Consider the following 19,753-nt stretch of genomic DNA (forward strand, 5'->3'; position numbering starts at 1 on the left):
TATCGRSRTTTCATGTCGATATAGTCCAGGTTGCGGCGCGTGAAGCTGTTGTGCACGGCCGTCACGGCGGTGTGCTTGGACGGGAAGGAGTCATCGGGGATTCCGTCCGGCCGCTCGCGCCCGGACCATTCCTTGGCCTCCTCGACGAAGCCGGTCACCGCGTAGCGGTCCGCCGCCAGCAAGGTCAGGTTGCGCCCGCGCCAACTCCATTTCTCCTCGGTGCTCACGTCCTTGGGCGACGCCACCAAAGCAGTGACGACGCTCAGGCCGGTGGCGAGGTTGAGCATGCGGTCGGCGGCCTGGTTGGCGTCGCCGCCGAAGAACCAGTCATGGTTGCTCGCCGACTTCTGCCACTTGTGGTCCCAATTGCCTGCGGCGATCACCGCCGCGCCAGCCACCGGCGCCCAGACGTCGGCGCTGGTGACCGCGCGCTGCGCCGAATCCCCCACCCGGTCCCAGCTCATCTGCGGTGCCCCTGCGCAACCGATGAGCGCGGCGCTGGCCGCCAGGGTGGCGACTGCCAGCAAAGTCCGATTCATGATGCTCCCCCATGCGCCCGGCCCGCTCCAGGGCAGCGGACGCGTCAATGCATGAGCAGGGAAGGATAGCCGGGACGATTCTGAAGGCCCCTGCCTTCAGTCATTAATGGGTAACTCTTCGTTTCACTCATCGGAAAAAGAAAAACCCCGCCGAGGCGGGGTTCTCCAGGTCAGACGGAATCAGCCTTTGAAGACGTCTTCCACCGACTGCAGCGGGTAGTGCTTCGGATACGGCAGGGTCGCCACGCCGGTCTCGATGGCGGCCTTGGCCACGGCATCGGAAACGATGGTGATCAGGCGCTTGTCCATCGGCTTCGGAATGATGTACTCGCGGCCGAATTCCAGGGCAGTCACGCCGTAGGCGTCGCACACGTCCTTGGGTACCGGCAGCTTGGCCAGGTCACGCAGGGCCAGGGCGGCAGCGATCTTCATTTCTTCGTTGATGCGGGTGGCGCGCACGTCCAGGGCACCGCGGAAGATGAAGGGGAAGCCGAGCACGTTGTTGACCTGGTTCGGGTAGTCCGAACGGCCGGTGGCCATGATCACGTCGTTGCGGGTGGCGTGGGCCAGTTCCGGCTTGATTTCCGGGTCCGGGTTCGAGCAGGCGAAGACGATCGGGTTCGGCGCCATGCGCTGGAGGTCTTCGGCACTGAGCAGGTTGGCGCCGGACAGGCCAACGAACACGTCGGCGCCTTCCAGGGCGTCGGACAGGGTGCGTTTGTCGGTCTCGGTGGCGAACACCGCCTTGTACTGGTTCAGATCGTTACGGCCGGCGTGGATCACGCCCTGGCGGTCGATCATGTAGATGTTCTCGACCTTGGCGCCCATGCTCACCAGCAGCTTCATGCAGGAGATGGCGGCAGCGCCGGCGCCGAGGCAGACGATCTTCGCGGTTTCCAGCTTCTTGCCGGCGATTTCCAGGGCGTTGAGCATGCCGGCGGCGGTCACGATGGCGGTACCGTGCTGGTCATCGTGGAACACCGGGATGTCGCACTGTTCGATCAGGGCGCGCTCGATCTCGAAGCACTCGGGTGCCTTGATGTCTTCCAGGTTGATGCCGCCGAAGGTGATGGAGATGCGCTTGACGGTATCGATGAAGGCCTGCGGGCTCTCGGCGTCGACTTCGATGTCGAATACGTCGACACCGGCGAAGCGCTTGAACAGGACGCCCTTGCCTTCCATGACCGGCTTGGAAGCCAGCGGGCCGAGGTTGCCCAGGCCGAGGATTGCGGTGCCGTCGGAAATGACCGCGACCAGGTTGCCCTTGCCGGTGTACTTGAAGGCGAGCTCGGGGTCACGCGCGATTTCGCGGACCGGCTCGGCGACACCCGGGCTGTATGCCAGCGACAGGTCGCGGGCGGTCACGGTCGGCTTGGTTAGCTCGACGCTCAGTTTTCCGGGGCGGGGTTGGGCGTGATATTCGAGGGCAGCGGTCTTGAGATCAGACATTTGGGCACTTCCGCTTTTGTTGCTTGTTGGACAGACGGGGGACCGAGCATACGCAGAAAGGCCGCACCTGCCAAGGTAGCCCAGGCCCCAGCTGTCAAGACCTCTAGCGTACGACTTTCAGCCAGTCGCCCGGTTTTGGCTGACCAGCTGGATACAAGTCATTCAATAAACGTATACGATTTATCGAGTCAGATTCCGGACCGGTTTCTGCCTTCGCGAACTGCTCGACAGTCTGCCCGGATTTGACCTGAACGACGGCGATCCGGCGCGGTTGCGCGAGTTTCTGCTCGTCGGCACGCATGGGTCGGAAGCTGCGGATGACCTGCATGAAGTGATCGTCCTCACTCTCCAGCGAGGCGCGACCTTTGACCACACCGATGAACAGGTAGGCATGGTCCTTCTGGTAGACCACGGCCGCACGACGCGCCGGATTGCCGGGAACCACGCCAGTGGCAACGTCGAGGCCGTTCTGCTGGAAGCTTTCTTCGTTCGATAACCGCCCGCCAGCCCCCTTGCGCAGGTACTCCGCCGGAGTCAGCTGGCCATCGCGCGGTACCAGCTTCATGCCGATATAGGCCTGCTGGTCGGCGGTGTAGCCCACCAGCGCGGTCGGCTGGTTGAGGATGCCCCAGCCGGCCGGGTAGGTCAGGGTGAAGTCCAGTTCCGAGTGGTAGAAGCTCTGCCCGCGACGCACGCCGCTGGCGGCGGAATCGCCGAAGGGCATGCCGTCGATGGCTTTCAGGTAGCGCTCGGCAGCGACTTCGCGCTGGCCACTGCCGGCCAGGGCCTGGGCCGGGCCGAGGACCTGCTTGAGGCGCTCATCGTTGTCCGGGTGGGTGTCGAACAGCCCGTGGTAGCCGACCGGCTGGGCCGCCTGGCCCTTGCGCGCCGCCTCGTCGCGGGCGAAGTCTTCCTGGTTCTTCAGCACCCGCACCACCTGGATCATGGCAGTCGGGTCGTAGCCGGCGCGGGCCAGGTACTTGGCGCCCAGGCCGTCGGCCTCCAGCTCCATGTCGCGGCCATAGCCACGCACGAAGGCGGTGCCGAGCACGTTGGTGAGGTCGGCGGCAGCGCCGACACCGGTGCCGAGGGCCACGGCCTGGCCGAGGATGCTCCAGGCGCTGGACTGGCTCTGCTGCTTGACGCTATGCCGCGCGGTCACGTGGCCGACCTCGTGGCCGAGCACGGCGGCCAGTTCTGCCTCCGAGCCCAGATACGCCATCAGCCCGCGGTGGATATAGATGTAGCCGCCGGGCAGAGCGAAGGCGTTGATGTCAGGGGTGTCGATGACCGTGAAGTGATACTGCAGCTGCGGCCGGTCGCCGACGCGTGCAACCCGCTCGCCAACCTGCTGGACGTAGGCCTGCAGCTTGGCATCCTCATAGCGCGGGTATTGCTTGGCGATTTCCTGGCTGTACTTCTGGCCCATCTCCAGCTCGCTCTGCTCGCTCATCATCACGAAGTCAGACTTGCCGGTGGCCGGATTGGTGGCGCAACCGCCGAGGACACTCAGCAGCGCCAGCAACACCAGGATTCCGAACGAGCGCACGCTCATGGCAATACCTCCATCATCGCCGGGTCGGTTACAGGCAGCATCCAGCGCGCCTGTCCGGTTTTCACTCCACCGCGCTCGGCACGGTCGATGACCCAGCCGCGCGCTTCTATTTGTCGACCCTTCAGCTCACGCAGGGTTGCATCGTCGAACTGCTTCACGAGGCGCGGCTGGATACGCAGCACCAGCGGGCCATCGAGATCGATCCACAGGCCGCCGCGGTTGCGTTGAACCTGCTCCACCCTACCGCGCACCACCGCAAAGCCGCTGTCCTGAAGTTGCTGCGCCGTCTGCACCGGGGACTTTTTCCACAGCCCCAGCTTGGCGCTGCGCGCCTCGCGCTCGGCGGCGCGCTGGCAGGCGGTGAGATCAGTGTTGGGGGCGATAGCTACAAGGTAGCCCAGGCCTTCGGCGAGCAGGCGGGATTCGAGGTTATTGCCGCGGGCGTCATAGGCGTGGGCCAGCGTGCGGCCGTACTTGTCCTTGCCCTGCTGACCGATAACCAGGCCGACTTCACCGTCATTGGCCGCCACCAGGTCCTGCAGGCGGCGCTGGGCGGCGACGGCAAAGGGCTCTTCGGAGCGACCTTGGTGGGCCAGTTCCGGCGCATTCACGCCGATCAGTCGGACACTGCGGCCGTCGGCCAGCTTCAGCGTGTCACCGTCCACCACCCGTGCCACGCGTAGCGTTTCCGCTGACGAAGGCTTCGGGCAGGCGGCGGCGCTGGCGTCCAGGGAAAAAAGGACAGCCATAAAAAAGGCGCCCACAAGGGACGCCTTTTTCGAGATGCCGTAAAAAACCATGAAGGTTCTTTCCGGAAATCGATCTTACTTCTTGCCGCCGAACATGGCGAAGCGCTGGTTGAAGCGATCGATACGGCCGCCGGTGTCCAGGACTTTCTGCTTGCCAGTGTAGAACGGGTGGCATTCGGAGCAGACGTCCAGGTGGATGCCTTTGCACAGGGTCGAACGAGTTTTGATCACGTTGCCGCAGCTGCAGGTGGCTTCGATGTCTTCGTACGCGGGATGGATTTCCGGTTTCATGGTCTCTTCCTCTCAGTGGTGTGCCGCCACCCAGTCTCTGGCAGAAGCCGAGCCACGGTCATCAAGGACCGCGGGCGGGATCTTTTACCGGGCACCGCACGGAAATTAAGGGCGTGGATCATACCAGAGAACGCTTTCAACGCAAGATCAGGCATGACCGACCGTCGCATTGCCCATGCTACCATCCAGCGCTCCCAGCCGCCCCGGAATCCGTCGCGTGCCCACACCCGCCATCCTGCGTCTCGCCTTGCCCTCGCCGCTGCGCCGCCTGTTCGACTACCTGCCTCCGCGCGGGGTCGACGTAACGCGCCTGCAGCCGGGCGTGCGTCTGCGCGTGCCGTTCGGCCGGCGGGAGATGGTCGGTGTGCTGGTGGAACAGGTGGAAACCTCCGACGTGCCGGCGGACAAGCTGCGCCCGGCCCTGGCCGTGCTCGACCGCGAGCCGCCGATGCCCGCGCACCTGCTGGAGCTGTGCCGCTGGACGGCGCAGTACTACCAGCACAGCCTGGGCGACACCTTCTCCTGGGCGCTGCCCAACCTGCTGCGCCAGGGCGATCCGGCCGAAGCACGCCAGCAGCGTTTCTGGCACGCCGAACCCGGCGCCCGCGAGGAAGACCCGCGCCTGGCCCGCGCGCCGCGGCAGCGCGAGACATTGAAGATTCTCAAGCAGCACCCCCATGGTGTCGCCCACGACCTGCTCAGCCAGTTGCAGATCAACAAGGACAGCCTCGACCTGCTGCAGGAAAAAGGCCTGGTCACCCTGGAAGTGCGCGAGCACAGCGTGCCACCGCACCATGGCCCGTGGCTGGCGCAAGCGGAACTGCCGCTCAACGCCGAGCAACGTGCCGCCTTCGAAGCCGTACGCGCCGGCTTCGGCAGCTTCCACAGCTTCCTCCTGGCAGGCGTCACCGGCAGCGGCAAGACCGAGGTCTACCTGCAACTGATCCGTGAAACCCTGGAGGCCGGCAAACAGGCAATGGTGCTGATCCCCGAGATCAACCTCGGCCCGCAGACCCTGAGCCGCTTCGAGCGCCGCTTCAACGCGCGAATCGCCCTGCTGCATTCGGCGCTGACCGACCGGGAGCGGCTGGACGCCTGGCTGGCGGCTCGCGACGGCGAGGCGGACATCATCATCGGCACCCGCTCGGCACTGTTCACCCCGCTGAAGAATCCGGGGCTGATCATCATCGACGAGGAACACGACGCTTCCTATAAACAGCAGGAAGGCCTGCGCTACCACGCCCGTGACCTCGCCATGGTGCGCGCGCGACTGGAGAACGTGCCGATCCTGCTGGGCTCCGCCACGCCGGCGCTGGAAAGCCTGCACAACGCCCAGAGCGGCCGCTACGGCCTGCTGCGCCTGACCCAGCGGGCCGGCGGCGCGCACCAGCCGAAGTTCCACCGCCTGGACGTGAAGAGCCTGCCGCTGGATTCCGGCATCTCCATGCCGTTGCAGCGCTCGATCAAGGAAACCCTGGCCGCCGGTCAGCAGGTGCTGGTCTACCTGAACCGCCGTGGCTTCGCCCCAACCCTGCTGTGCCACGACTGCGGCTGGATCAGCCAGTGCCCGCGCTGCGATGCGCGGATGACCGTGCACCAGGGCAGCGGCGAACTGCGCTGCCACCACTGCGACCACCGCGAGCGGCCGCCGCGCAACTGCCCGAAATGCGGCACCGTGGACCTGCGCCCGGTCGGCGCCGGCACCGAGCGCGCCGAGGAGCGCCTGCGCATTCTCTTCCCGGACTACCCGGTGCTGCGTATCGACCGCGACAGCACCTCGCGCAAGCACGCCATGCGCGACCTGTTCGCCACCATCAACAAGGGCGAGCCGTGCATCCTGGTCGGCACGCAGATGCTCGCCAAGGGGCACCACTTCCCGCGGGTCACCCTGGTGGCGATCCTCGATGCCGATGGTGGGCTGTTCTCCGCCGACTTCCGCGCCAGCGAGCGCATGGCCCAGCAGATTGTCCAGGTCGCCGGCCGCGCCGGGCGCGCCGAGGAACCGGGCCGCGTGCTGATCCAGACTCATCTGGCCGATCACCCGCTGCTGGTACAACTCACCGAGCAGGGTTACTTCGCCTTCGCCGAGCAGGCCCTCACCGAGCGCCGCTCCGCCGGCCTGCCGCCCTTCTCGCACCTGGCGCTGCTACGCGCCGAGGCGCACAAGCCAGGGCAGGCCGAAGGTTTCCTCGACGAGGCCTGCGCCGAGGCCGAGCGCCTGCAGGCCGCCCTGGGCCACGACGTGGAACTCCTCGGCCCGGTACCGGCGCCCATGGAGCGTCGCGCCGGCCGCTATCGCGCCCAGCTGCTGCTGATGAGCACGGCTCGCGCACCGCTGCACCGTCTTCTCACCCCCTGGCTGCAGACGCTAGAGGGCATGCCCAGCGGGCGCCAGGTACGCTGGTCGCTGGATGTCGACCCGATCGATCTGTTCTGACGACCCTCTTTTATTCCCAAGAACCCGTCCGCCTCGCCGGAACCGTCCTACATTGACTTCCATCAGCCGCGACGGATGGCACAGCGGCGAGACTGAACTCGGAGCGCTCTGCGGTTGGCAAGCCATGCCCAGCCACGGATAATGCGCGGTTCTGAGCCCGATAACCGGTCGCGCGCGCCGGATGCACGCGAGCACGGAGAAAACCATGAAAGACACGATTCGCCACCTGATCCAGCAAGCCCTTGTCAGCCTCACCGAAGACGGCACCCTGCCGGCCGGCCTGACGCCCGACATCCAGGTGGAGAACACCAAGGACCGAACCCACGGTGACTTCGCCAGCAACATCGCCATGATGCTGGCCAAGCCGGCCGGCATGAAGCCGCGCGACCTGGCGACCAAGCTGGTCGCGGCGCTGCCGCAGAGCCCGGAAGTGGCCAAGGTTGAGATCGCCGGTCCCGGCTTCCTGAACTTCTTCCAGGACCAGGCCTGGCTCGCCGCCAGCCTCGACAAGGCCCTGGCCGACGAACGCATCGGTGTGCGCAAGGCCGGCCCCGCGCAGCGCGTGGTGGTGGACCTGTCCTCGCCGAACCTGGCGAAGGAAATGCACGTCGGCCACCTGCGCTCGACCATCATCGGCGACGGCGTCAGCCGCGTGCTGGAGTTCCTCGGCGACACGGTAATCCGCCAGAACCACGTGGGCGACTGGGGTACCCAGTTCGGCATGCTGCTGGCCTACCTGGAAGAACAACCGGTGGACGCCCAGGCCGAACTGCACGACCTGGAAGTCTTCTACCGCGCGGCCAAGCAACGCTTCGACGAGTCCCCCGAGTTCGCCAACCGCGCCCGTGAGCTGGTGGTGAAACTGCAGGCCAACGATCCCAAGTGCATGGCCCTGTGGACCCGCTTCAACGACATTTCCCTGTCGCACTGCCAGAAGGTCTACGACCTGCTGGGCGTGAAGCTGACCATGGCCGACGTGAAGGGCGAGAGCGCCTACAACGACGACCTTGCGCAAGTGGTCGCCGACCTGACCGCCAAGGGCCTGCTGGTCGAGAGCGACGGCGCCCTGTGCGTGTTCCTCGACGAGTTCAAGAACGCCGAAGGCGAGCCGCTGCCGGTGATCGTGCAGAAGGCCGGCGGCGGCTACCTCTATGCCACCACCGACCTGGCTGCCATGCGCTACCGCCACAAGGTGCTGCACGCCGACCGCGTGCTGTACTTCGTCGACCAGCGCCAGGCCCTGCACTTCCAGCAGGTGTTCGAAGTCGCCCGCCGCGCCGGCTTCGTCCCGGCCAGCATGGACCTGGAGCACATGGGCTTCGGCACCATGAACGGCGCCGACGGCAAGCCGTTCAAGACCCGCGACGGCGGCACCGTGAAGCTGATCGACCTGCTGATCGAAGCCGAGGAGCGCGCCTACACCCTGGTGAAGGCCAAGAACCCCGACTTCAGCGAGCAGGACCTGCGCCAGATCGCCCACGCCGTTGGCATCGGTGCGGTGAAATACGCCGACCTGTCCAAGCACCGCACCAGCGACTACAGCTTCAACTTCGACCTGATGCTGAGCTTCGAGGGCAACACCGCGCCGTACCTGCTGTATGCGTACACCCGCGTGGCGAGCATCTTCCGCAAGCTGGGCAAGGGTTATGACGAAGTGGGTGGCAAGATCGTCCTGCAGCAACCGCAGGAAATCGCCCTGGCCGCTCAGTTGGCGCAGTTCACCGACCTGCTCAACAACGTGGCGATCAAGGGTGTGCCGCACATCCTCTGCGCCTACCTGTACGAGCTGGCCGGCCTGTTCTCCAGCTTCTACGAGCACTGCCCGATCCTCACCGCCGAAGACCCGGCGCAACAGGAAAGCCGCCTGCGCCTTGCCGCGCTGACCGGCCGTACCCTCAAGCAGGGCCTGGAGTTGCTGGGCCTGGAAACCCTGGAGCGCATGTAAGCACCCATGGCGAAGAAGAAACCCGCTCCCAAGCGCGGCGCCAGCCGCTACCAGGCCCCGGCCAAGAAGAGTTCGGTCCCCGGCTGGGTATGGCTGGTGGCCGGCCTGGCCATCGGCGGCTTCATCATGTTCCTGATGAAGCTGGAGCCGGGTCGCAACGACGTCAAACGCGAGAAGGCGGAGGCGCCCAAGGCCGTAGTCGGTTCCAACAAGCCCTCCGGCACTGTGCAACCGCAACAGCCGGCCGCGCCGACCGGGGTGAAGCCCAAGTACGACTTCTACACCCTGCTGCCGGGCTCGGAAGTCGCCGTGCCGCCAGAGGCCGTGCCGCCACCGGCCAAGCCGACTCCGCCGCCGACCGTGGTCGCCACCAAGGAAGAAGCCGAGAAGATCGACACCCAGCGTGCCCTGACCGCCCTGAGCGGCCAGACTCCGCCACCGCCCGCAGTGGTCAAGCCGGCAACCCCCGCCACGCCGCCAGCGACCCAGGTCGCGACCGCGCAGAAGCAGGCGCTGCCGCAGGCTCCGGCCAGCGATACGGCGCCAGCCAAGCCGACACCGCCGCCGGCCGTGGCCGCCACGCAGTACTACCTGCAGGCCGGCTCTTTCCGTAAGCAGACCGACGCCGACCACCTGCGCGCACAGATCATCATGATGGGCCAGAACGCCCGCGTGGAGTCCGGCACGGTACGCGACGAAACCTGGTACCGCGTCATGGTCGGCCCCTACGGCGACCGCGCCAAGGCCTCCGCCGCGCAGAAGCAACTGGCCGGCAACGGCTTCAGCAACCTGCTGTTACAGCAGCGCCAGACCCGCTGATTCCAAGGCCCGCACCGACGAGTGGCGCGAGAAATGCGCACTGCTCGTCCGGTGCAGGACTTGAACCCCGCCGACCGAGTCCCCATCTGACTCTGCATTCGGGCACATCGCCCCGCTAGTGTGGAGTAAGACCCTTGACCACCATCGTATCTGTCCGCCGTAACGGCAAAGTCGTCATGGGCGGCGACGGCCAGGTTTCCCTGGGCAACACCGTGATGAAAGGCAACGCGAAGAAAGTCCGCCGCCTGTACCACGGTGAAGTACTGGCCGGCTTCGCCGGCGCCACCGCCGATGCCTTCACCCTCTTCGAACGCTTCGAGCAGCAGCTGGAAAAACACCAGGGCCACCTGGTGCGCGCTGCCGTCGAGCTGGCCAAGGACTGGCGTACCGACCGCTCCCTGAGCCGCCTGGAAGCCATGCTGGCCGTGGCCAACAAGGACGCATCCCTGATCATCACCGGCAACGGTGACGTGGTCGAACCCGAGCATGGCCTGATTGCCATGGGCTCCGGTGGCGGCTTCGCCCAGGCGGCCGCCATGGCGCTGCTGCAGAAAGCCAACGACGAGATGAGCGCCCGCGAGATCGCCGAGACCGCCCTGAACATCGCCGGCTCGATCTGCGTGTTCACCAACCAGAATCTGACCCTTGAGGAGCTCGACAGCGCCATCTAAGCGCTGTCGTTCCGGAGTAGCCCGTCAAATGTCCATGACTCCCCGCGAGATCGTCCACGAACTCAACCGCCACATCATCGGCCAGGACGACGCCAAGCGCGCCGTCGCCATCGCCCTGCGCAACCGCTGGCGGCGCATGCAGCTGCCGACCGAACTGCGCGCCGAAGTGACGCCGAAGAACATCCTGATGATCGGCCCGACCGGCGTCGGCAAGACCGAGATCGCCCGTCGCCTGGCCAAGCTGGCCAACGCGCCGTTCATCAAGGTGGAAGCGACCAAGTTCACCGAGGTCGGCTACGTCGGCCGTGACGTCGAGTCGATCATCCGCGACCTCGCCGATGCCGCGATCAAGATGCTCCGCGAGCAGGAAGTGCAGAAGGTCAAGTACCGCGCCGAAGACGCCGCCGAAGAGCGCATCCTCGACGCCCTGCTGCCGCCGGCGCGTACCGCCGGTTTTGGCGACGAGCCGGCCCGCGAGGACTCCAATACCCGCCAGCTGTTCCGCAAGCGCCTGCGCGAAGGCCAACTGGACGACAAGGAAATCGACATCGAGGTCGCCGACATTCCTTCGGGCGTGGAAATCATGGCTCCGCCCGGCATGGAGGAGATGACCAACCAGCTGCAGAGCCTGTTCTCCAACATGGGCAAGGGCAAGCGCAAGAGCCGCAAGCTGAAGGTCGCCGAGGCCATGAAGCTGATCCGCGACGAGGAAGCGCAGCGCCTGGTCAATGAAGAAGACCTCAAGGCTCGCGCCCTGGAAGCGGTGGAGCAGAACGGCATCGTCTTCATCGACGAGATCGACAAGATCGCCAAGCGCGGCAACGTCGGCGGCGCCGATGTGTCCCGCGAGGGCGTACAGCGCGACCTGCTGCCGCTGATCGAAGGCTGCACCGTGAACACCAAGCTGGGCATGGTGAAGACCGACCACATCCTGTTCATCGCCTCGGGCGCGTTCCACCTCTCCAAGCCCAGCGACCTGGTGCCGGAACTGCAGGGCCGCCTGCCGATCCGCGTCGAACTGAAAGCCCTGAGCCCGAGCGACTTCGAGCGCATCCTCAGCGAGCCGCACGCGTCGCTGACCGAGCAGTACACCGCGCTGCTGAAGACCGAGGGCCTGGACATCGAGTTCGCCGCCGACGGCATCAAGCGCCTCGCGGAGATCGCCTTCCAGGTCAACGAGAAGACCGAGAACATCGGTGCGCGCCGCCTGCACACCCTGCTCGAACGTCTGCTCGAGGAGGTGTCGTTCGATGCCGCGGACCTGGCCAGCGAGCACAGCGGCAAGGCCATCGTGATCGACGCGGCCTACGTCAACGGCCACCTGGGCGAACTGGCCCAGGACGAAGACCTGTCGCGCTACATCCTGTAAGCGGATCGACGCCACAGCGACGGGGCGCCTCAGGGCGCCCCGTTGGTTTTCCGCCGGCGCTACAATGCCGATATCGCCGTCCAGGAGCCGTCCATGCGCATCCCAACTGCCATCAAGCTGCACAAGGCCTCGAAGAAGCTCTCGCTGACCTATGGCGACCAGTCCTACGACCTGCCTGCCGAGTTCCTGCGTGTGCACTCGCCGTCGGCGGAGGTACAGGGCCACGGCAACCCGGTGCTGCAGGTGGGCAAGCTGAATGTCGGCCTGAGCAACCTGGAGCCTGCCGGGCAGTACGCACTCAAGCTGACCTTCGATGACGGCCACGACAGCGGCCTGTTCACCTGGGATTACCTGTACGAGCTATGCGTGCGCCACGACGAGATGTGGGCCGACTACCTGGCGCAACTGGAGAAGGCCGGCAAGTCGCGCGACCCGTCGGAGTCCGTGGTCAAGCTGATGCTGTAAGGCTCCCGCCATCGCACATTGTTGCCTGCAGGAGCGAGGGGGACGCCTGGTCCTTGCTCGCGAATTGCCCTGCTGCGGAATCGGTTCGCGAGCAAGTTCGCTCCGATAGGTCGTTCGCCCCGCTCCCGCTCCATTCTTCGCACCAACCTTCGTCGGGCAATCGCCCAGGGCACGCCATTTGCAACATTCCTCCGGCAGACTGCTGTTCGCGTGGCCGCCGTCAGGGAGTTGGCGAGATGCCCCCGCTCTAGGGCGCGTTTTCTAACTTTTCCCGACATACTCCGAGGAGAAGGCCCACGCTGCACCAGCTTGCGCGGCGAAGGAAACTCGGGTAACCAAGGCAGTGCAATGTACGGAGTTACAGTGCACAGAGCGTGGTCTCCTGAACTTCCAGTGATGCCGCCAAGTAGATGAATCGCGTGGAGCTGTCTCCACGTTCCGCAACCCCGAGCAGTACTTGGCCTCATGTCACGAAGGTGAGCCCCGCCAGTATGCGTCTCAGGACAATGGAGCGTCGCCGATGACCCAGAAGAACAACAGCGATCTACCCCAGCAAGCCGCGGAAAACACACTTGCCCTGAACCCGGTGATCGGGATTCGCGGCAAGGATCTGCTCACCTCTGCCCGCATGGTGCTGCTGCAAGCGATCAAGCAGCCCTTCCACAGCGCCAAGCATGTGACCCACTTCGGCCTCGAGCTGAAGAACGTGCTGCTCGGCAAGTCCGAACTGAAGCCGTCGGACGACGACCGCCGTTTCAACGACCCGGCCTGGAGCCAGAACCCGCTCTATCGCCGCTACCTGCAGACCTACCTGGCCTGGCGCAAGGAGCTGCACACCTGGATGGGCGAGAGCGACCTGTCGCCCCAGGACATCAGCCGCGGCCAGTTCGTCATCAACCTGATGACCGAGGCCATGGCACCGACCAACACGCTGTCCAACCCGGCAGCGGTCAAGCGCTTCTTCGAGACTGGCGGCAAGAGCCTGCTCGACGGTCTCACCCACCTGGCCAAGGACCTGGTGAACAATGGCGGCATGCCCAGCCAGGTGAACATGGATGCCTTCGAGGTCGGCAAGAACCTGGCCGTGACCGAAGGCGCCGTGGTGTTCCGCAACGACGTGCTGGAGCTGATCCAGTACAAGCCGATCACCGAGAGCGTGCACGAGCGCCCCCTGCTGGTGGTGCCGCCGCAGATCAACAAGTTCTACGTCTTCGACCTGTCGCCGGAGAAGAGCCTGGCGCGCTTCAGCCTGCGCAACCAGATCCAGACCTTCATCGTCAGCTGGCGCAACCCGACCAAGGCGCAGCGCGAGTGGGGCCTGACCACCTACATCGAGGCGCTGAAGGAAGCCATCGACGTGGTGCTGAAGATCACCGGCAGCAAGGACCTGAACATGCTCGGGGCCTGCTCCGGCGGCATCACCACCGTCACCCTGCTGGGCCACTACGCGGCGCTGGGCGAGAACAAGGTGCACGCCTTTACCCAGATGGTCAGCGTGCTCGACTTCGAGCTGGACACCCAGGTCGCCCTGTTCGCTGACGAGAAGACCCTGGAAGCCGCCAAGCGCCGCTCGTACCAGTCCGGTGTGCTGGAAGGCAAGGACATGGCCAAGGTGTTCGCCTGGATGCGCCCCAACGACCTGATCTGGAACTACTGGGTCAACAACTACCTGCTGGGCAACGAGCCGCCGGCCTTCGACATCCTGTTCTGGAACAACGACACCACGCGCCTGCCGGCCGCGCTGCACGGCGAGCTGGTGGAGATGTTCAAGACCAACCCGCTGACCCGACCCGGCGCGCTGGAAGTCTCCGGCACGCCGATCGACCTCAAGCAGGTCACCTGCGATTTCTACTGCGTGGCCGGCCTGTCCGACCACATCACGCCGTGGGAGGCCTGCTACCGCTCCGCCCGCCTGCTGGGCGGCAAGTGCGAATTCATCCTGTCCAACAGCGGGCACATCCAGAGCATCCTCAACCCGCCGGGCAACCCCAAGGCACGCTTCATGACCGGCCCTGACCTCTCCGTCGACTCCAAGACCTGGCAGGAAAACTCCAGCAAGCACGCCGACTCCTGGTGGCTGCACTGGCAACAATGGCTGGCCGAGCGCGCAGGCAAGCTGAAAAAGGCACCGTCCGTCCTGGGCAACAAGGCCCACCCGGCTGGCGAAGCCTCCCCCGGAACCTACGTACACGAACGATGAAAACAGAACTCCTCCCGCAAGCCGGCGCCGTGGACGACGCCAACTCCCCAGAATCGTCGACGGCCGTGGAAGTGGCCGCGCCGACGAGCCGGCGCGCACGCAGCAAACGCAGCGGCGAGGAGATCCTGCCGAGCAAGGCGCCGGCGGCGCAGCCCTTCGAGTTCCGCACCATCGAGCTCGACGGGCAGACCATCCGCACCGCCGTGCGCCCGGGCAAGAAACACATGACGCCGCTGCTGATCTTCAACGGCATCGGCGCCAACCTCGAACTGGTGTTCCCCTTCGTCGCCGCGCTGGACCCGGACCTGGAGGTGATCGCCTTCGACGTACCCGGCGTCGGCGGCTCGTCCACGCCCAGCACGCCGTACCGTTTCCCCGGCCTGGCCAAGCTGGCCGCGCGGATGCTCGATTACCTGGATTACGGCCAGGTGACCGCCATCGGCGTGTCCTGGGGCGGCGCCCTGGCGCAGCAGTTCGCCCATGACTATCCCGAGCGCTGCAAGAAGCTGATCCTCGCCGCCACTGCCGCTGGCGCGGTGATGGTGCCGGGCAAGCCCAAGGTGCTCTGGCGCATGGCCAGCCCGCGGCGCTACATCCAGCCGTCCTACGGTGTGCACATCGCGCCGGACATCTACGGCGGCGCCTTCCGCCGCGATCCCAAGCTGGCCATGGCCTTCGCCAGCAAGGTCCGCTCGTCCGGCAAGATGGGCTACTACTGGCAGCTGTTCGCCGGCCTCGGCTGGACCAGCATCCACTGGCTGCACAAGATCCGTCAGCCGACGCTGATCCTCGCCGGCGACGACGACCCGATCATCCCGCTGATCAACATGCGCATGCTGGCCTGGCGCATCCCCAACGCCGAGCTCCACGTGATCGACGACGGCCACCTGTTCCTGGTGACCCGCGCGGAAACCGTGGCGCCGATCATCATGAAGTTCCTCCAGGAGGAACGGCAGCGCGCCGTCATCCACCCCCGGCCATTCACTCCCAAGGCCAGCTGACGCATCACAGCTTCGTCATAGTTCGAGGTCATCCTGCCTTGACCGATCGCTGCGCAGGCACTTTTTTTAAAGAGCCGAACAACAAACAGGCGTGTTCACGGGTATCGACACGTAGCGCCTGAATCGGGACAGCGCTGCGGCCACCCTCACCGGTGTCCGCAGGGCAACCCGACTGCTGATCCGCTGCCCTGTTTTCGGGCAGTTTCCTCTCGCGTCGATACCCGTGCACATCCCTCGAACCGGCGACAAGCGTCTGGAACGGGCTCCTCGCGAGTCCGGTACAGCCCTTGCTTCGCCTTTGGCAGGTCGGACCCTTTACGGAGTGCTGTTCATGCGAGAGAAAGCTGAGCCTGGTAGCGTCCCCGTTCCCACCCAATACATGAATGCGCAGAGCGCGATGGTCGGCCTGCGCGGCAAGGACATGCTGTCCACCCTGCGCATGCTGGCGCTGCAGGGCGTGCGCCAGCCGATGCATTCGGCGAAGCACCTGGCGGCGTTCGGCAAGCAAGTGGGCAAGGTGCTGATCGGCGACTCGCCGCTGCAACCCAACCCGCAGGACGCGCGCTTCCAGGACCCATCCTGGCGGCTGAACCCGCTTTACCGGCGTACCGTGCAGGCCTACCTGGCCTGGCAGAAGCAGTTGCTCGCATGGGTCGACGAGAGCGACCTGAAGCCCGACGACCGCGCCCGCGCCCGGTTCCTGCTGTCGATCCTGTCCGACGCCGCCTCGCCGTCCAACACGCTGCTCAACCCCCTGGCGGTGAAGGAGCTGTTCAATACCGGCGGCCAGAGCGTCCTCAAGGGCGTGCAGCATCTGCTGGACGACCTGATGCACAACGGCGGCATGCCCAGCCAGGTCAACCGCAGCGCCTTCGAGATCGGCCAGAACCTGGCCACCACGCACGGTGCCGTGGTGTTCCGCAACGAAGTGCTGGAGCTGATCCAGTACAAGCCGATGGGCGAACACCTGCATGCCAAGCCGCTGCTGATCGTGCCGCCGCAGATCAACAAGTTCTACATCTTCGACTTGTCGCCGGAGAAGAGCTTCGTCCAGTACGCCCTGAAAAATAACCTCCAGGTATTCATGGTCAGCTGGCGCAACCCCGATGCGCGTCACCGCGAATGGGGGCTGTCGACCTACGTCACGGCGCTGGATGAAGCCATCGAGGCGTGCCGTTCCATCAGCGGCAGCCGCAGCGTGAACCTGATGGGCGCCTGCTCCGGCGGCCTGACCATCGCGGCCCTGCAGGGCCACCTGCAGGCGCGCCGACAACTGCGCAAGATTGCCAGCGCGACCTACCTGGTCAGCCTGCTGGACAGCCAGGTGGAAACGCCCGCCGCGCTGTTCGCCGACGAACAGACCCTGGAGAGCAGCAAGCGCCGCTCCTACCAGCACGGCGTTCTGGACGGCCGTGACATGGCCAAGGTATTCGCCTGGATGCGGCCCAACGACCTGATCTGGAACTACTGGGTCAACAACTACCTGCTGGGCAAGCAGCCGCCAGCCTTCGACATCCTCTACTGGAACAACGACAACACCCGCCTGCCCGCCGCACTGCACGGGGACTTCCTCGACTTCTTCAAGCACAACCCGCTGGCTCGCCCCGGCGCCATGGAGGTCAACGGCAGCGCCATCGACCTGAAGAAAGTGGCGGTGGACAACTTCCACGTCGCCGGCATCACCGACCACATCACCCCGTGGGACGCGGTGTATCGCTCGGCTCAACTGCTGGGCGGCGACAGCCGTTTCGTGCTCTCCAACAGCGGGCATATCCAGAGCATCCTCAACCCGCCCGGCAACCCCAAGGCCTGCTATTTCGAGAACGGCAAGATCAGCTCCGACCCGCGCGCCTGGTACTACGACACCAAACGCCAGGAAGGCAGCTGGTGGCCGCTGTGGCTGGAGTGGATCCAGCAGCGCTCGGGCGAGCGCCGCCCGGTGAGCTTCGAGCTGGGCAACGCCGAACACCCGCCCAAGGAGGCCGCGCCGGGGACCTACGTGCACGTGCGCTGATCGCGGCAACCCGATACGGGTTGCCCGCCCCGTCCGCACCACTGGCACTGTACTGCTTCCGTAGGAGCGAGCTTGCTCGCGAATTGCCTGATGCCGCGTGCGCCCGACGAGGTTCGCGAGCCAGTTCGATCCTACAAGTCAGTCAACACCCCGAAAGTTGGTGTGCCGGCAATTGCGGGCCGCCGCTAATCGAAGCTATCGTCGGCCCCACTGCAGTTGGAACAAGAACACGGATGAAAACGCGCGACCGGATTCTCGAATGCGCCCTGCAGCTGTTCAACGAGCAGGGCGAGCCCAACGTTTCAACCCTGGAGATCGCCACCGAACTGGGCATCAGCCCCGGCAATCTCTATTACCACTTCCACGGCAAGGAGCCGCTGGTGCTGGCGCTGTTCGAGCGCTTCCAGGACGAACTGGCGCCGCTGCTCGACCCGCCCGAGGACGTGCGGCTGGGTGCCGAAGACTACTGGCTGTTCCTGCACCTGATCGTCGAGCGCCTGGCGCACTACCGCTTCCTCTTCCAGGACCTCTCCAACCTCTCCGGAAAGCTGCCCAAACTGGCCCGCGGCATGCGCGCCTGGCTCAACCAGCTCAAGCGCACACTGGCCACCCTGCTGGCGCAACTCAAGGCGCAGGACGAACTGCTCAGCGATACCGAGGCCCTCGGCCAACTGGTCGAGCAGATCACCCTGACACTGCTGTTCTCGCTGGATTACCAGCGCATCCTCGGCCACGAGGGCGATGTCCGCCACGTGGTGTTCCAGGTGATGATGCTGGTGGCGCCGCACCTGCGCCCCGACTCGCAGCTGATCGCCGAGCGCCTCGCCAAGCGCTACCTCGCCCCCTGAATTTTCCCCGCAAGCTTTTCCCTTGGGAGAATGAAAACGCCCGGCACGAGGCCGGGCGTGGGTGTTGCAGCAGACCGATCAGGCCTGGGACGACGGCGTCGCCGGAGCGGCAGCGGACGGCGTCACGGCCGGCGCGGCGGCAGGGGCCGACGGTGCCGGGGTGGCGGCCGGAGCGGTTGCCGGCTTCGGAGCAGCCGGCTTGGCGGCGGCCTTGGGTGCAGCGGGTTTCTTCACGGCGGGCTTCTTCGCCGCGGCCGGCTTGGCTGCAGGTTTCGCAGCGGCAGGCTTGGCGGCAGCAGCCGGTTTCGCCGCGGGCTTGGCTGCCGGCTTCGCTGCGGCTTTCGCAGCAGCGGGCTTGGCAGCAGGCTTGGCCGCGGCCTTGGCAGCCGGTTTTGCGGCAGGCTTGGCAGCGGGTTTGGCGGCAGCCTTGGCAGCCGGCTTCGCAGCGGTTTTCGCGGCGGGCTTGGCGGCCGGTTTGGCAGCAGGCTTCGCGGCAGCCTTGGCCGCCGGCTTGGACGCGGCGGTCTTCACAGCGGGTTTCGCGGCCGGTTTGGCGGCTGCTTTCGCTGCGGGTTTGGCGGCGGCCTTGGCGGCCGGTTTGGCGGTCTTGACGCTGACGCCGGTGAGTTTCTCGATCTGCTTGGTGAGGCTGTCGACCTTGCTGTGCAGGTCCTTCACTTCACGGCTGCTCGGTACGCCCAGGCGCGAAATCGCGCTGTTCAGGCGCTTGTCGAAGGCCTCTTCCAGCTCGCCCCACTTGCCGATCGCGGCGCCCTTGACGGCATCGACGCGCGCCTTCGCGGAACGGGTGGAAGTCTTCACCGCACCCTCGACTTCGGTCTTGGCCAGTTTCTCAGCCTTCTCGCCGTCCTTGACCAGGGTCTCGAACACCTTGCTGCCGTCCTTGCTGACCTTCGAGTAGGCCCCCAAGCCAGCCAGCCAGATCTGCCGCGAGTATTTCTCGATCTCGCCGATCCAACTGGACTCTTTTTTATCGGTAGTTTTTTTGCCAGCCATCCTGCTCTCCTTATTGGGTTCTCGCGACACGCTCGAGCACTGCGCTCAGCTCATCCAGCTTAGCAGAGAGCGCCTCCACATCACGCCTGGAGGGAATTCCGATTCGATTGAGGGCGGAGGCGACACGCGCATCGAACGCTTCCTCGATCCTGTCGAAGTTGAGCTTGGCTTTGACGCTGTGCAGGCGACCCTTGACGCTGTCGTTGGCGGCGTCGATCTGGGTGCTCACCAGGTCACGGCCTTTCTTCTCCACGGACTCGCCGGACTTGACCAGTTCCTTGAAGTATTCGCTGCCTGAATTCAACACATAAGTGCAACGCTCACCCCTGTATGCACTTCGTACGGCGTCTTCCAGCCCAAGCGCTTGCGCGGGCGTAGATTGAT

General features: G+C 65.5%; 16 protein-coding genes and 1 pseudogene. 10 read left to right on the plus strand and 7 right to left on the minus strand.

The genetic code is table 11. The features are described 5' to 3' along the window. The 5 genes from A6723_RS06955 to rpmE form a co-directional block, all read right to left on the minus strand. Positions 1-539: phosphatidic acid phosphatase (locus A6723_RS06955; protein WP_064979592.1), on the minus strand; the 539-nt coding region annotated here is incomplete at its 3' end. Positions 540-719: 180 nt separating this feature from the next. Next, complete coding sequence (locus A6723_RS06960) at positions 720-1,988, minus strand: malic enzyme-like NAD(P)-binding protein (RefSeq protein WP_024766512.1); 1,269 nt, start codon at positions 1,986-1,988, stop codon at positions 720-722. A 103-nt stretch (positions 1,989-2,091) separates the two neighbouring features. Next, positions 2,092-3,543 carry a M48 family metalloprotease gene (locus A6723_RS06965; protein WP_054907864.1) on the minus strand — a complete coding sequence of 484 codons (1,452 nt, stop codon included), beginning with the start codon at positions 3,541-3,543 and terminating at the stop codon, positions 2,092-2,094. Then, positions 3,540-4,292: a thermonuclease family protein gene (locus tag A6723_RS06970; RefSeq protein WP_371914045.1), complete on the minus strand. Its 753-nt coding sequence runs from the start codon at positions 4,290-4,292 to the stop codon at positions 3,540-3,542. Before A6723_RS06970 ends, A6723_RS06965 begins: the two co-directional genes overlap by 4 nt. Before the next feature lie 75 nt (positions 4,293-4,367). Continuing rightward, positions 4,368-4,583, minus strand: a complete 216-nt coding sequence (rpmE, locus tag A6723_RS06975; protein ID WP_024766509.1) for a 50S ribosomal protein L31 — start codon at positions 4,581-4,583, stop codon at positions 4,368-4,370. A 175-nt stretch (positions 4,584-4,758) separates the two neighbouring features. Between rpmE and A6723_RS06980 the strand changes: the two genes are divergently transcribed. From A6723_RS06980 to A6723_RS07025, 10 genes are all read left to right on the plus strand, one after another. Further along, positions 4,759-7,020, plus strand: a complete 2,262-nt coding sequence (locus tag A6723_RS06980; RefSeq protein ID WP_139092921.1) for a primosomal protein N' — start codon at positions 4,759-4,761, stop codon at positions 7,018-7,020. A 205-nt stretch (positions 7,021-7,225) separates the two neighbouring features. Beyond that, entirely contained in the window at positions 7,226-8,965 is a 1,740-nt protein-coding gene (gene argS / locus A6723_RS06985; protein WP_054907861.1) for an arginine--tRNA ligase, read from the plus strand. A 6-nt stretch (positions 8,966-8,971) separates the two neighbouring features. Beyond that, on the plus strand, positions 8,972-9,784 hold the full coding sequence (locus A6723_RS06990) for an SPOR domain-containing protein (protein WP_054907860.1): 813 nt from the start codon (positions 8,972-8,974) through the stop codon (positions 9,782-9,784). 134 nt (positions 9,785-9,918) lie between these two features. Then, complete coding sequence (hslV, locus tag A6723_RS06995) at positions 9,919-10,455, plus strand: ATP-dependent protease subunit HslV (RefSeq protein ID WP_024766505.1); 537 nt, start codon at positions 9,919-9,921, stop codon at positions 10,453-10,455. 28 nt (positions 10,456-10,483) lie between these two features. After that, on the plus strand, positions 10,484-11,824 hold the full coding sequence (gene hslU / locus A6723_RS07000; RefSeq protein ID WP_024766504.1) for an ATP-dependent protease ATPase subunit HslU: 1,341 nt from the start codon (positions 10,484-10,486) through the stop codon (positions 11,822-11,824). A 93-nt stretch (positions 11,825-11,917) separates the two neighbouring features. Next, positions 11,918-12,289, plus strand: a complete 372-nt coding sequence (locus A6723_RS07005) for a gamma-butyrobetaine hydroxylase-like domain-containing protein (RefSeq protein ID WP_054907859.1) — start codon at positions 11,918-11,920, stop codon at positions 12,287-12,289. Positions 12,290-12,809: 520 nt separating this feature from the next. Then, positions 12,810-14,489 (plus strand): class II poly(R)-hydroxyalkanoic acid synthase, encoded by a 1,680-nt coding sequence (phaC, locus tag A6723_RS07010; protein ID WP_054907858.1) that lies wholly within the window; start codon positions 12,810-12,812, stop codon positions 14,487-14,489. Next, positions 14,486-15,490, plus strand: coding sequence for a poly(3-hydroxyalkanoate) depolymerase (gene phaZ, locus A6723_RS07015; RefSeq protein ID WP_226045854.1), 1,005 nt, complete (start codon positions 14,486-14,488; stop codon positions 15,488-15,490). Before phaC (A6723_RS07010) ends, phaZ begins: the two co-directional genes overlap by 4 nt. 331 nt (positions 15,491-15,821) lie before the next feature. After that, a complete protein-coding gene (gene phaC, locus A6723_RS07020) occupies positions 15,822-17,504 on the plus strand; it encodes a class II poly(R)-hydroxyalkanoic acid synthase (protein WP_054907857.1) in 1,683 nt (560 codons plus the stop codon). A 233-nt stretch (positions 17,505-17,737) separates the two neighbouring features. Then, complete coding sequence (locus A6723_RS07025) at positions 17,738-18,352, plus strand: TetR/AcrR family transcriptional regulator (RefSeq protein ID WP_024766499.1); 615 nt, start codon at positions 17,738-17,740, stop codon at positions 18,350-18,352. Between the two features lie 78 nt (positions 18,353-18,430). On the opposite strand, the gene A6723_RS07030 is transcribed toward A6723_RS07025, so the two are convergent. Then, the gene (locus A6723_RS07030; protein ID WP_054907856.1) at positions 18,431-19,369 is read right to left on the minus strand and encodes a phasin family protein; all 939 of its coding nucleotides are present in this window, start codon (positions 19,367-19,369) and stop codon (positions 18,431-18,433) included. A gap of 10 nt (positions 19,370-19,379) precedes the next feature. Continuing rightward, a pseudogene (locus A6723_RS07035) lies at positions 19,380-19,664 on the minus strand (phasin family protein); the annotation flags it as partial. Positions 19,665-19,753: the final 89 nt, after the last annotated feature.

The sequence above is a fragment of the Pseudomonas sp. AU11447 genome (assembly GCF_001672555.2).
Classification (GTDB): domain Bacteria; phylum Pseudomonadota; class Gammaproteobacteria; order Pseudomonadales; family Pseudomonadaceae; genus Pseudomonas; species Pseudomonas nitroreducens.